General features: G+C 59.2%; 9 protein-coding genes. 7 read left to right on the top strand and 2 right to left on the bottom strand.

Going from position 1 to position 13,597, the window contains the following annotated elements; translation table 11 throughout:
- Positions 1-26 precede the first annotated feature (26 nt).
- The 4 genes from pyrB (at position 27) to gbpA (ending at position 3,521) form a co-directional block, all read left to right on the top strand.
- On the top strand, positions 27-959 hold the full coding sequence (gene pyrB, locus GNG29_RS02690; protein WP_156653798.1) for an aspartate carbamoyltransferase: 933 nt from the start codon (positions 27-29) through the stop codon (positions 957-959).
- Between the two features lie 12 nt (positions 960-971).
- Positions 972-1,433 (top strand): aspartate carbamoyltransferase regulatory subunit, encoded by a 462-nt coding sequence (gene pyrI, locus GNG29_RS02685; protein WP_039030593.1) that lies wholly within the window; start codon positions 972-974, stop codon positions 1,431-1,433.
- Between the two features lie 68 nt (positions 1,434-1,501).
- On the top strand, positions 1,502-1,888 hold the full coding sequence (gene ridA / locus GNG29_RS02680) for a 2-iminobutanoate/2-iminopropanoate deaminase (RefSeq protein ID WP_103178039.1): 387 nt from the start codon (positions 1,502-1,504) through the stop codon (positions 1,886-1,888).
- Positions 1,889-2,072: 184 nt separating this feature from the next.
- Positions 2,073-3,521: an N-acetylglucosamine-binding protein GbpA gene (gene gbpA, locus GNG29_RS02675; protein ID WP_156653797.1), complete on the top strand. Its 1,449-nt coding sequence runs from the start codon at positions 2,073-2,075 to the stop codon at positions 3,519-3,521.
- Between the two features lie 142 nt (positions 3,522-3,663).
- Here the strand turns inward: gbpA and GNG29_RS02670 are convergent, their stop codons facing one another.
- Together GNG29_RS02670 and mgtA are read right to left on the bottom strand one after the other, a co-directional pair.
- Positions 3,664-6,048, bottom strand: a complete 2,385-nt coding sequence (locus tag GNG29_RS02670) for a beta-N-acetylhexosaminidase (RefSeq protein ID WP_156653796.1) — start codon at positions 6,046-6,048, stop codon at positions 3,664-3,666.
- A 155-nt stretch (positions 6,049-6,203) separates the two neighbouring features.
- Positions 6,204-8,906 carry a magnesium-translocating P-type ATPase gene (mgtA, locus tag GNG29_RS02665; protein WP_156653795.1) on the bottom strand — a complete coding sequence of 901 codons (2,703 nt, stop codon included), beginning with the start codon at positions 8,904-8,906 and terminating at the stop codon, positions 6,204-6,206.
- Between the two features lie 388 nt (positions 8,907-9,294).
- Here mgtA and treR point away from each other — a divergent pair, with 388 nt between their 5' ends.
- The 3 genes from treR to treC all read left to right on the top strand — a co-directional run bounded on the left by treR (position 9,295) and on the right by treC (position 13,494).
- Complete coding sequence (treR, locus tag GNG29_RS02660) at positions 9,295-10,242, top strand: trehalose operon repressor TreR (RefSeq protein WP_156653794.1); 948 nt, start codon at positions 9,295-9,297, stop codon at positions 10,240-10,242.
- A gap of 129 nt (positions 10,243-10,371) precedes the next feature.
- On the top strand, positions 10,372-11,790 hold the full coding sequence (gene treB, locus GNG29_RS02655) for a PTS trehalose transporter subunit IIBC (RefSeq protein ID WP_180210234.1): 1,419 nt from the start codon (positions 10,372-10,374) through the stop codon (positions 11,788-11,790).
- A gap of 48 nt (positions 11,791-11,838) precedes the next feature.
- Positions 11,839-13,494 (top strand): alpha,alpha-phosphotrehalase, encoded by a 1,656-nt coding sequence (gene treC, locus GNG29_RS02650; protein WP_156653793.1) that lies wholly within the window; start codon positions 11,839-11,841, stop codon positions 13,492-13,494.
- Positions 13,495-13,597: the final 103 nt, after the last annotated feature.

Genomic DNA, 13,597 nt, shown 5'->3' with positions numbered 1-13,597 from the left:
TTTTTGCCCGGCGTCAGGAGATAAAAATGAATCCGCTTTATCAAAAACACATCATTTCCATCAACGACCTCAGCCGTGAAGAGCTGGAGCTGGTTCTGGCAACCGCGGCAAAACTGAAAGCCAATCCACAACCGGAGCTGCTGAAGCACAAGGTGATCGCCAGCTGCTTCTTCGAAGCCTCCACCCGTACCCGCCTGTCGTTTGAGACCTCTATCCACCGCCTGGGCGCTAGCGTGGTGGGCTTCTCCGACAGCAGCAACACCTCGCTCGGCAAAAAAGGCGAAACCCTGGCGGACACGATCTCGGTCATCAGCACCTACGTTGACGCCATCGTCATGCGCCATCCTCAGGAGGGTGCGGCCCGCCTGGCGACCGAGTTTTCCGGCGGCATTCCGGTGTTGAACGCCGGTGATGGCGCCAACCAGCATCCCACCCAGACCCTGCTGGATCTGTTTACCATTCAGGAGACCCAGGGCCGCCTGGAGAAGCTGAACATCGCCATGGTCGGCGACCTGAAATATGGCCGTACCGTCCACTCCCTGACCCAGGCGCTGGCGAAGTTCAACGGCAACCGCTTCTACTTTATCGCCCCGGACGCGCTGGCGATGCCGCAGTACATCCTCGATATGCTCGATGAGAAAAAGATTCAGTGGAGCCTGCACGCCAGCATCGAAGAGGTGATGGGCGACGTGGATATTCTCTATATGACCCGCGTGCAGAAAGAGCGCCTGGATCCGTCGGAGTACGCCAACGTGAAGGCGCAGTTCGTCCTGCGCGCCAGCGACCTCGAAGGCGCTCGCAGCAACATGAAGGTGCTGCACCCGCTGCCGCGCATCGATGAGATCACCACCGATGTGGATAAGACGCCGCACGCCTGGTACTTCCAGCAGGCCGGAAACGGCATCTTCGCCCGTCAGGCGTTACTGGCACTGGTTCTGAATCGCGATTTAGCTCTGTAAGGGGAAATGACAATGACACACGATAACAAACTCCAGGTCGAAGCCATCAAGCGCGGCACCGTAATTGACCACATCCCTGCGCAGGTGGGCTTTAAGCTGCTGACCCTGTTCAAACTGACCGAAACCGACCAGCGCATCACCATCGGCCTGAACCTGCCCTCCGGCGAGATGGGCCGCAAAGATCTGATTAAAATCGAGAACACCTTCCTGACCGACGAGCAGGTTAACCAGCTCTCCCTCTATGCCCCGGAAGCGACCGTTAACCGCATTGACGACTACGAAGTGGTGGGCAAATCCCGCCCCAGCCTGCCGGAGCGCATTGAAAGCGTGCTGGTCTGCCCGAACAGCAACTGCATCAGCCATGCTGAGCCGGTAAACTCCAGTTTTGCAGTGAAAAAACGCGCGGATGATATCGCACTTAAATGCAAATATTGTGAAAAAGAGTTTTCGCATAATGTGGTGCTGGCCAACTAATTGAGGTGGCAATGCATGTCTGGCTTTCTATAATGGCCGGGACTATTTGTATTTATTCAGGAGAAATCATGACCAAAGAACTCGCGACGGAAAATGCACCTGCAGCTATTGGCCCTTACGTTCAGGGCGTTGATCTTGGCAGCATGATCATCACCTCCGGCCAGATCCCGGTGAACCCAAAAACCGGTGATGTGCCAGAAGATGTCTCCGCTCAGGCGCGCCAGTCGCTGGAAAACGTCAAAGCGATCGTTGAATCCGCTGGCCTGAAAGTGGGCGATATCGTTAAGACAACGGTATTCGTAAAAGATCTCAACGACTTCGCCACCGTCAACGCCACCTACGAAGCTTTCTTCACCGAGCATAACGCCAGCTTCCCGGCGCGCTCATGCGTGGAAGTGGCACGTCTGCCAAAAGATGTGAAAATCGAAATCGAAGCGATTGCCGTGCGCCGCTAATAGTTGATTTTGATATGCAAAAGGCAGCCTGGGCTGCCTTTTTTATTTTCTTAATACACAGCCGGAAATAGACTTCAAGTATTTTCACCATTATTTTTCATCGCCGATTGAAATGATTAATTTTTTATTCCTGGGGAAACTAATCCTGCCCCGAAATTATTGATCCCTTTTAATGGAATAAAAAATGAAACTGTCTAAAATTGCGTTGGCACTTGCCACACTCACGGTTGCTTCATCGGCTTTAGCGCATGGATATGTTGAATCTCCGGCCAGCCGCGCTTATATGTGTAAGCTTGGTAAAAATATTGATTGTGGTTCCGTACAATGGGAACCACAGAGTGTTGAACGCACCTCCGGCTTCCCGACTGGCGCTCTGCCACCGGATGGACAGCTGGCCAGCGCCGGTATTGCTCAATATTCTCAGCTCGATCGCCAGAGCCTGAATGCCTGGACTAAGACCCCAATTACCGCCGGCAAAAATACCTTCACCTGGTATCATACTGCTCCGCATAAAACCACCAACTGGCGTTGGTATATTACCAAACAAGACTGGAATCCAAATAAACCGCTGACCCGCGATCAATTTGAATCCACCCCATTCTGTACCGTAAATGGTAATGGCCAGGCTCCGGCTCAGCGTCAGGAAATGACCTGTAATGTGCCACAGCGTACCGGCTACCAGGTTATTTACGCGGTATGGGAAATTGCCGATACCACTAACAGCTTCTACCAGGCTATCGACGTTGATTTCGGTAACGGCGGCAATGTGACCCCTGACGAAACCCCGGCTCAGGTCTCCGAGTGGACGAAAACCCTGAGCGGCCAGATCGCCGGTAATAACGTCAATGCAGGCGATAAAGTGATTGCCCGCTTCTTCGATGCCAATGGCGAAGTGGTCTCCATGCGCACCCAGCTGACCATCTCTTCTGCTTCCCAGGGTCAGGCAAGCCAGTGGTCTTATGACCTGGCGCAGGCAATCAACGCCGCGCACAGCGATGTTCGCGTCGGTGTTAAAGATGAGAGCGGCGTGGTGAACCCGGTTCACGGCGCGAACAACGTCTATGCGAAAGATGGCAGCACCCTGAAATCTGTCGCGATCTCCTATGAAGAGCAGCAGGCTCAGGTGAGTGAAGACATCGCCGTCACCAACGTGCGGTTCTCCAAAATCAAGAACGGCGCAGCAACCGTGACCTTCCACGTGAATACCCAGGGCGATGTGAGCCTGGAAGCGCGTGCGATGAACCACGCAGGTGCGGAAAAAGGTTACCTGAAGCAGGATATGAATAACGCCAACCAGGACGTGACCATGAACCTGACTGACGTGACGCCTGGCCACCACATGCTGAAATACTTCGCCACCAACAAAGATGGCGTACTGTTCGCGCAGGATGTGATCGACATGATGCTGGAGAACGAGGAGTCATCCGGTACGACGGGTAAATATGACTACACCTTCCCGCAGAACATCGCCTCCTACAAAGCGGGCACCGTGGTACTGCAGCCGAAAGATGGCAAAACGTACCAGTGTAAGAAAGCGCCTTACAGCGGCTACTGCGTGCAGTACGCTCCGACGGCTAACCAGTTCGAACCGGGTGTAGGTTCCCACTGGCAGATGGCGTGGACCCTGAAGTAATAGGCTCTCCTGATGCCCGGTGAACAGGTCTGTGCGATCTGTTTGCCGGGTGGCGGCTTCGCCTTACCCGGCCTGCGTGACCGCAGAATGGTGCGGGTTCTGTAGGCCCGGTAAGCGTAGCGCCACCGGGCATTTTCACCGACTACTGATTGCGCGTCGCGCGCAGCAGTTTCTCCAGCGGATAGACCGCCGCAATCACCACTTCATCCTCTATCTGCGCCGCCTTATCCAGCTCGCCCTGAATCGACGCAATCTCCGTATCATCCAGCGTCCCCTGGCGCGCCACCAGATCCGTTAAGCGCAGCCCAATCGCCGCCAGCTTGTCCACCGTCTGGATCACCGGCTTCAGCGCCTTCAGCTGATAGCTGTTCTCGGCCAGCGCCAGCGCATCCGGAGTGTTGGTCTGCCAGCGGGTAAAGAGATGGCGCAACGACTCCGCGCTTTCGCTATCCTCAGCATCGCTCACCAGCCGCTCAACCCAGCGGTTCATCTGCCGCACCTGGCTGCTCTCCGGCGCCAGCGCGTCGGCCAGGCGGTTTAACGGCTCAAACAGATCGTAGTTCCCGGCCTGGAACTTAAGATGGTTACGGGTGTAATAGTGCGCAGGCTCCAGCGCCTGGGCGAGGATCGTCAGCGGCAGGGTGTCGGTGGTGTTCCCAAGACGCGTGAACTGCACCTGCTGGCGGGCATGCTGCTGCAACCCTACCGACACCGTCGACCAGCTATCCATCGCCTGCAGGCGGGTATACATGTTCTCCACATCGTTCACCTCCTGCGCCGACCACAGGCGCTCCGCCACCGCAAACGCCCGCGGCCACAGCTTGATATCCAGCACCGGCGCCGCCACGTTTTCTGCCCACAACGCCGCCTCGCCGCCCAGCAGATTCGCCTGCTGGCTGGCATCCGGCACCGCTGGGGCGATCCCCTCCGGCACCGCATCCAGCCGCTGGCCTGTCACCGGATAACGGCTGTTGCCCAGCAGGAAATAGCCGTCAATCTTGTCGTCAGAGACGTTCACCACCGGGCGGGTCTCCCCCATCCAGGTATCGACGGTGAAGGTTACCTGATTGTCGCTGCGCCAGACGATATCCTGCACCGCACGCCGGGATTTTCCGCTGAAATCGATAAACCCGCGCCAGCCCGCCTCGCCTTTTATCAGGGTAAAGCTGCCCTCCAGCGGCTTGCCCTTCAGGCGCGGCAGGGTGAAGGACCAGCTCTGGGCGCTGTCGCTGTCGGTAATGACATCCACATTGTTCAGCCCCTGGGGCACGATCTCATTGCGGTAGTGATAGGCGGTGTACTGGGGCTGATCGATATAGAAGCCGGTGGAGAGAATTCCCCTGTAGCCCTGCTTCGCCACCTCCCCCAGTGCGTCCTGCCCCTGCCAGGACTGGATCAGAATGCTTTTGGGCAGATCCGGGTGGAAGATCTCATCCCAGCCCACCATCTGGCGCTGGTTTTTCTCGAGGATCGTCTCCAGCTTGCGGTTGAAATAGGCCTGCAATGCGTGGCTGTCCGCCAGCTTGTTGTCGCGCATAAACTGCTGGATGGCGGGGTTGTTTTTCCACTGGGTGTCATCTACCTCATCGCCGCCGATATGCAGATAGGGATCCGGGAAGATCGCCGCCAGTTCAGCGATCATCGCGCCGGCGAAGGCGTAAGTGGCCTCTTTGGTCGGATCCATCACCGGCTTGAGCACACCCCACTGGCGCTCCATCTCATAGGGCCCCGGGGCGCTCATCAGCTCCGGATAGGCCACCGCAATGGCCGACGCGTGGCCGGGCATGTCAATCTCCGGCACCACGCGAACACCACGCGCGGCGGCGTAGCGCACCACATCGCGCATCTGATCCTGGGTGTAGAAGAGTCCGTCACTGGCGAGTTCGGTCAGTTTCGGGTAGCGCTTCGAGGCAAACCGCCAGCCCTGATCGTCGGTTAAGTGCCAGTGCAGCACGTTGAGTTTTGCCGCTGCCATGCCGTCGATCTGGCGTTTGATATCCTCCAGCGGAATAAAGTGGCGGGCCGAATCGAGCAGCAGGCCGCGCCACGGGAAACGCGGGGCATCTTCAATGATGACCCACGGTACAGAGGTGTTTTCCGGGCCGTTCTGCACCAGCTGAAGCAGGGTCTCCATGGCACGCAGCGCGCCGAAGCGGGTGTTGGCGGTAATGTTCACGCCGCTGGCGTCGACGGTGAGTTTGTAGCTTTCGTCGCTGTCCGGTTTCGGCAGTGGCGCCACCTTGCGGGCGATGGCGATGGTCACCGTAGGCTTCTCTGGTTTTTCTGCCTGCGGCTGAAGCGTCCAGCCGGTTTGCAGCGCCACCCGCTGGCGCAGACGTGCCACCGCGTCACCGAGATCGTCCCCGGAGACACTCACCTGGAAGTTATTGTTAATGACCAGCGCGCCCTGGGTGGCGGGGCGTTCGACCTTTGCAGGCCAGGGCATCAGGGGGAGATCGCCTGCGGGGGCCGCAAACGCAGAAAAGCCGAGCATAAGCCCGGCGGTTAAGAGGCTGTACCGTAACATGAATGTTCCTTATTTGACGGGCCGAAAAAGGCAAAACATTCTGTTAACATGCGCTCAATTTGTCGTCAAGCGCGGCGAATGACGACGATCACAGGTTGTTGAATTTGGGAAGAAAGCCATTTGCCGGGCGGCGGCTTCGCCCTACCCGGCAAAAATCACTGCCACCCGTACCGGCGGCTATAGAACCCTTTCACCAGCTGCGTCAGCGTCATATACCCGGCGAGGATCGCCACCAGCCATGGGAAGTAGCTGAGCGGCAGCGCCTGCAGTTGCAGATAGCCCCCAAGCCCCGAGAACGGCAGCGCGATACCGAGCACCATCACAATCCCCGTCATCACGATCAGCGGCCAGGCGGCGCGGCTCTGGAGGAACGGGATACGCCGGGTGCGGATCATATGCACAATCAGCGTTTGCGACAGCAGCCCCACCACGAACCAGCCGGACTGGAACAGGGTCTGCTGTTCCGGGGTGTTAGCGTGGAACACAAACCACATCAGGCAGAAGGTCAGAATGTCGAAGATGGAGCTGATCGGGCCGAAAAAGAGCATAAAACGGCCCAGTTCTGCCGGCTCCCAGCGCTGCGGCTTCTGGATCTGATCGTCGTCAACGTTATCAAACGGGATCGCCACCTGGGAGATGTCGTACATCAGGTTCTGGATCAGCAGATGCAGCGGCAGCATCGGCAGGAACGGCAGAAACGCGCTCGCCACCAGGACGCTAAAGACGTTGCCGAAGTTGGAGCTGGCGGTCATTTTAATGTACTTGAGCATATTGGCGAAGGTGCGGCGGCCTTCGATCACCCCCTCTTCCAGCACCATCAGGCTCTTCTCCAGCAGAATGATATCCGCCGCTTCCCGGGCGATATCCACCGCCCCGTCGACCGAGATGCCGATATCCGCGGCACGCAGCGCGGGGGCGTCGTTAATGCCGTCACCCATAAAGCCCACCACATGCCCCTCGCGCTTCAGCAGGGTGACAATGCGCTCTTTGTGCATCGGGGTCAGGCGGGCAAAAAGCGTAGTGCGTTGGGCCAGCAGCGCCAGCGCGTCGTCACTAAGGTGTTCGATATCGCTGCCCGTCACCACCTCACCTGCATCCAGCCCCACGTCGCGGCACACTTTCGCCGCCACCAGCTCGCTGTCGCCGGTGAGAATTTTCACCGTGATGCCGCTCTCTTTCAGCGCCTTTAACGCCGGTGCGGTGGTCTCTTTCGGCGGATCGAGGAAGGCGATGTACCCTTCGAGGATCAAATCAGATTCATCGATACGCTGATAGTCCCCCTCCCGCGCGGGCAGTAGCTTGCTGGCGACCGCCACCACGCGCAGCCCCTGGCGGTTCAGGTTGTCGGTGACGCGTTTGATGCGTCGCAGCATGGTCTCATCCAGCGGGACAATCTCGCCGTGATACCGCACCTGGGTAGTCACGTTGAGGATCTCCTGCAATGCCCCTTTGCAGATCAGCTGATGCACGCCCTGCTCTTCACTCACCACCACCGACATCCGGCGGCGCTCGAAATCGAAGGGGATCTCATCCACCTTCTGCCAGCGGGATGAAAGGGCGCGGGCGGCGGCTTCATCCACCCCTTCCAGCACCGCGACGTCGAGCAGATTTTTCAGCCCGGTCTGGTAGTGGCTGTTCAGCCAGGCGGTTTCCAGCACCCGCTCGCAGATCTTGCCTGCGATGTCGGTGTGGTGCTCCAGCACAATCTTGTCCTGGGTCAGGGTGCCGGTTTTGTCGGTGCAGAGGATATCCATGGCGCCAAAGTTCTGGATGGCGTCGAGGTGTTTGACGATCACCTTCTGCTTCGAGAGTTTTACCGCCCCGCGCGCCAAGGTCGAGGTGACAATCATCGGCAGCATCTCCGGGGTGAGGCCTACCGCCACCGAGAGGGCAAACAGCGCCGCCTCCCACCAGTCGCCTTTGGTGTAGCCGTTAATCAGCAGCACGATGGGGGTCATCGCCAGCATAAAGCGGATCAGCAGCATGCTGACGCGGCCAATCCCCTGCTGGAAGGCGTTGGGTTCGCTCTCCTGCTCGCTGACGCGCCCGGCCAGCTGCCCAAACCAGGTGTTGCCCCCGGTGGCGATCACCATCGCCTGCGACGTGCCGCTCACCACCGTGGTGCCCATAAAACAGAGGGTGTCGCACTCCAGCGGGTTGCTCTGCTGCGGGTCGCGGCTGTGGGCCTCCTTCTCCACGGGCAGGGATTCGCCGGTCAACGATGCCTGGGCTACGAACAGGTCACGGGCCTGGATAATGCGTAAATCTGCCGGGATCATATCCCCGGCCGCCAGCTTAACCAGATCCCCCGGCACCAGCTGGTCAATGGGGATCTCCTGCCAGCCGCTTTCCCCTTTGTCGTTAAGGGTGCGCAGGACGGTGGCGGTATTGCTGACCATCGCCTTCAGGGCATCCGCCGCGCGGGTGGAGCGGGCCTCCTGAATAAAGTTCAGCAGCGTGGCGATGCCCACCATCAGGGCGATCACCCCGGCGGCAAACAGGTCTTCGGTGGCATAAGAGATAAGACCAAGCACCGTCAGCAGCAGGTTAAAAGGGTTGCGGTAGCAGGCCCACAGGTGCATCCACCAGCGGGCCTGCTGTTGTGCCGGGAGGGTATTTTCGCCGTGAAGGGCGCGGGTAGCCTGAACCTCGGCGGCAGTGAGCCCTTCCGGGTGGCTGCCAAAGGTCCGCCACAGGGCGGGCTCATCCATGGCGGCAACCTGCAGGCAGTGGGCGGCAAGGGTGGCGGGAATAGCGGCATCGCTTTTGCCGGTTGCCATAGGGGTGCGCTGTACCAGACGGCGCGGCAGGTGACGGCTCAGCCGGGTAAACAGCTGCTGTGTGAAATTTTTGAACATAATAAGTCCCCCGCACCCGCAAAAAACGGGCGCAGTTTTGCCTTCAGACGTGACAGAGCCACGCCTGAGCGGCGATATCAGTTATGCAGGGACGCGGGAATACGCCACTGCCCTACGCATCCGGTAAGGCAGTGAAGAGGCTTACCGGAGAGAGAGGGTTCTCCCTGTCGGGAGAGGGGTGGGATCGGGATCCATACAGCCTCCGGTAAGAAAAAAAGGTAAGTCGGTGCGCACTATAGCGTTTTAGCCATACCGCGTACGGCAATTCGGGCGGTATGATAACGCCCGGGTATTAAACCAAACGTAAACCAGACATTGCCCATTGCACAACCCGGGACCCGGCTTAGGATTAGTGATTATTTCATTGATGCATAACAGGATATAAAGCATGCAGAACCGCCTCACCATTAAAGATATTGCGCGTCTGAGCGGCGTGGGTAAGTCCACCGTCTCACGGGTGCTGAACAACGAAAGTGGTGTCAGCCAGCGCACGCGCGAACGGGTCGAGGCGGTTATGAACCAGCACGGTTTTTCCCCTTCCCGCTCGGCGCGCGCCATGCGTGGGCAGAGCGATAAAGTGGTGGCGATCATCCTCACCCGTCTCGATTCGCTTTCAGAGAACCTGGCCGTACAGACCATGCTGCCTGCCTTCTATGAGCAGGGCTACGATCCGATCATGATGGAGAGCAAGTTCTCGCCGCAAATGGTGGAAGAGCACCTCGGCATGCTGAAACGCCGCAACATTGACGGGGTAGTGCTGTTTGGCTTTACCGGCATCAGCGAAGAGATGCTTATCCCCTGGAAGCCGTCGCTGGTGCTGATGGCGCGGGATGCCCGCGGGTTTGCCTCCGTATGCTATGACGACGAAGGGGCGATCCTTACCCTGATGCAGCGCCTGTATGAGAGCGGCCATCGCCATATCAGCTATCTTGGCGTGCCGCACAGCGACGTTACCACCGGTCAGCGCCGTCATGCTGCCTACCTCGCGTTTTGTAAACAGCACGCGCTCCCCGCCGTGGCCGCACTCCCCGGCCTTGGCATGAAGCAGGGCTATGAAAAGGTGGCCGACGTGCTGACCCCACAGACTACCGCCCTGCTCTGTGCCACGGATACTCTGGCTCTTGGCGCAAGTAAGTACTTACAAGAACAGCGAATCGATAGCCTGCAACTGGCGAGCGTGGGCAATACGCCGCTGATGAAGTTCCTCCACCCGGAGATCATCACTGTCGATCCCGGCTACGCCGACTCTGGTCGCCAGGCTGCCATGCAGCTGATTGAGCAGATCAACGGCCGCAGCAAACCGCGTCAGATCGTTATTCCCGCCACCCTCTCCTGAGCCTCAAAAAAGGCTTTATTGTGATCCTCGCCCGGTTTCGGGAACGTTCCCATTTTCGTTGTGAATACGAAAGAGTAGGCTTGCCGCCAGTTATCTCCTTCCCCTGAACCCGTATCATGAGGATTCATGATGAGCAAAGTAAAACAAACGGATATCGACCAGCTGATCGTGCTGGTTGGCGGACGTGACAACATCGCCACAGTCAGCCACTGCATTACCCGCCTGCGTTTTGTGCTGAACGACCCGGCCAAAGCCAACCCGAAAGCGATCGAAGAGCTGTCGATGGTGAAGGGCTGCTTCACCAACGCCGGGCAGTTCCAGGTGGTGATCGGCACCGAGGTGGGCGACTACTACAAGGCGCTGCTGGCGACCACCGGTCATTCATCGGCGGATAAAGAGCAGGCCAAGAAAGCGGCACGCCAGAATATGAAGTGGCATGAACAGCTCATTTCACATTTTGCGGAGATTTTCTTCCCGCTGCTGCCGGCGCTGATCAGCGGCGGCTTGATCCTCGGCTTCCGTAACGTGATTGGCGATGTGCCGATGAGCGGCGGCAAAACCCTGGCGCAGATCTACCCGGCGTTGCAGAGCATCTATGACTTCCTGTGGCTGATTGGCGAGGCGATCTTCTTCTACCTGCCGGTGGGGATCTGCTGGTCGGCGGTGCGCAAAATGGGTGGTACGCCAATCCTCGGCATCGTACTGGGCGTAACGCTGGTCTCTCCGCAGTTAATGAACGCTTACTTACTTGGACAGCAGGTCCCGGAGGTGTGGAACTTCGGCCTGTTCACCATCGCCAAAGTGGGCTACCAGGCGCAGGTGATCCCGGCCCTGCTCGCCGGCCTGGCGCTGGGGATGATTGAAACTCGTCTTAAGCGCATGGTGCCGGACTACCTCTACCTGGTGGTGGTGCCGGTCTGCTCCCTGATCCTCGCGGTGTTCCTCGCCCACGCCTTTATCGGTCCGTTTGGCCGCATGATTGGCGACGGCGTAGCCTTCGCGGTGCGTCACCTGATGACCGGCAGCTTCGCCCCGATTGGCGCCGCGCTGTTCGGCTTCCTCTATGCCCCGCTGGTGATCACCGGCGTGCATCAGACCACCCTGGCGATTGATATGCAGATGATCCAGAGCCTCGGCGGCACCCCGGTGTGGCCGCTGATTGCCCTGTCGAACATTGCTCAGGCCTCGGCGGTAACCGGCATCATCATCGTCAGCCGTAAGCATAACGAACGTGAGATCTCGGTGCCGGCGGCCATCTCCGCCTATCTCGGCGTCACCGAACCGGCGATGTACGGCATCAACCTGAAATACCGCTTCCCGATGCTCTGCGCGATGATCGGCTCCGGGCTGGCGGGCCTGCTGTGCGGCCTGAACGGCGTGATGGCCAACGGCATCGGCGTCGGCGGTCTGCCAGGCATCCTCTCCATCCAGACCGCCTTCTGGCAGGTCTTCGCGCTGGCGATGGCCGTGGCGATCGTCGTGCCGATGGCGCTCACGACCGTTGTCTATCAGCGCAAGTATCGTCAGGGCACGTTGCAGGCGGTTTAATCTTCTTCGGGGCGCAGTTGCGCCCCTTCGCATTTGCAGGAACGCATTATGAATACCCTTCCTCACTGGTGGCAAAACGGCGTCATCTATCAGATCTACCCGAAGAGCTTCCAGGACACCACCGGGCGCGGCACCGGCGATCTGCGCGGCGTGACGTCGCGTCTCGATTACCTCAAAACCCTCGGCGTTGACGCCCTCTGGCTGACGCCCTTCTACATCTCCCCCCAGGTGGATAACGGCTACGACGTGGCAAACTACCTGAGCATCGATCCGGCCTACGGCACGCTGGATGATTTCGACGCGCTGGTGGCCCAGGCTCATGCGCGTGGGATACTCATCGTGCTGGATATGGTGTTTAACCATACCTCCACCCAGCACCCCTGGTTCCGCGAGTCGCTCAATAAAGCTAGCCCGTACCGCGAGTTCTATATCTGGCGCGACGGCACCCCGGAGCAGACGCCCAACAACTGGCGCTCCAAGTTTGGCGGCAACGCCTGGCGCTGGCACGCCGAAAGCGAGCAGTACTATCTGCACCTCTTTGCCCCGGAGCAGGCCGATCTCAACTGGGAGAACCCGCAGGTGCGCGCCGAGCTGAAAAAGGTGTGCGAGTTCTGGGCCGATCGCGGCGTGGACGGCCTGCGTCTCGACGTGATTAACCTGGTGTCAAAAGAGCAGGACTTCCCCGACGATGCGATCGGTGATGGCCGCCGCTTCTACACCGATGGGCCGCGCATACACGCGTTTTTGCAGGAGATGAGCCGGGAGGTCTTTACCCCGCGCAACCTGATGACGGTGGGCGAGATGTCCTCCACCAGCCTGGCGCACTGCCAGCAGTACGCGGCGCTTGATGGGCGTGAGCTGTCGATGACCTTTAACTTTCACCACCTGAAGGTGGATTATCCCAACGGCGAAAAGTGGACGCTGGCGAAGCCCGATTTCGTGGCGCTGAAGGCTTTGTTCAGCCACTGGCAGCAGGGGATGCACAACCGGGCATGGAACGCGCTGTTCTGGTGTAACCACGATCAGCCGCGCATCGTCTCGCGCTTTGGCGATGAGGGAGAGTACCGCGTCCCGGCGGCGAAGATGCTGGCGATGGTGCTGCACGGCATGCAGGGTACCCCTTACATCTATCAGGGTGAAGAGATTGGCATGACCAACCCGCACTTCAGCCGCATCACTGATTACCGGGACGTGGAGAGCCACAACATGTTCGCCGGGCTGCGCGCGCAGGGACGGGACGCCGATGAACTGCTGGCGATCCTCGCGAGTAAATCCCGCGACAACAGCCGCACGCCGATGCAGTGGGACGCCTCCCCCAACGCCGGCTTCACCACCGGTGAGCCGTGGATTGCCCTGGGCGATAACGCAGAGACGATCAACGTTGCCGCGGCGCTGGCCGATCCCGACTCGGTGTTTTACACCTACCAGGCGCTGATTACGCTGCGTAAAACCCTGCCGGTGCTGACCTGGGGGGATTATCAGGATCTGCTTGCGGATCACCCGTCGCTGTGGTGCTACCGCCGTCAGTGGCAGGGCCAGACGCTGATGGTGGTGGCTAACCTGAGCCGCGCCTGCCAGCCGTGGCAACCGCAGGCGGTGGACGGCAACTGGCAGGTGGTGATGAGCAACTATGCCGAGGTCTCGCCGCAGCCAGGCGCCATGACCCTGCGACCCTTTGAAGCGGTCTGGTGGCTACAGGCATAACCTTCTGCGCCGGGCACCGCACGGTTGTCCGGCGCACGCTTTATGGCTGGAAAATCAGCCCGGTTTTGGCTTGAAAAATTTACAAATCCTCTATCGCGCGTCA

This window comes from Leclercia sp. Colony189 (assembly GCF_009740165.1).
GTDB lineage: Bacteria > Pseudomonadota > Gammaproteobacteria > Enterobacterales > Enterobacteriaceae > Enterobacter.
This window is presented reverse-complemented; position numbering and strand designations above follow the sequence as displayed.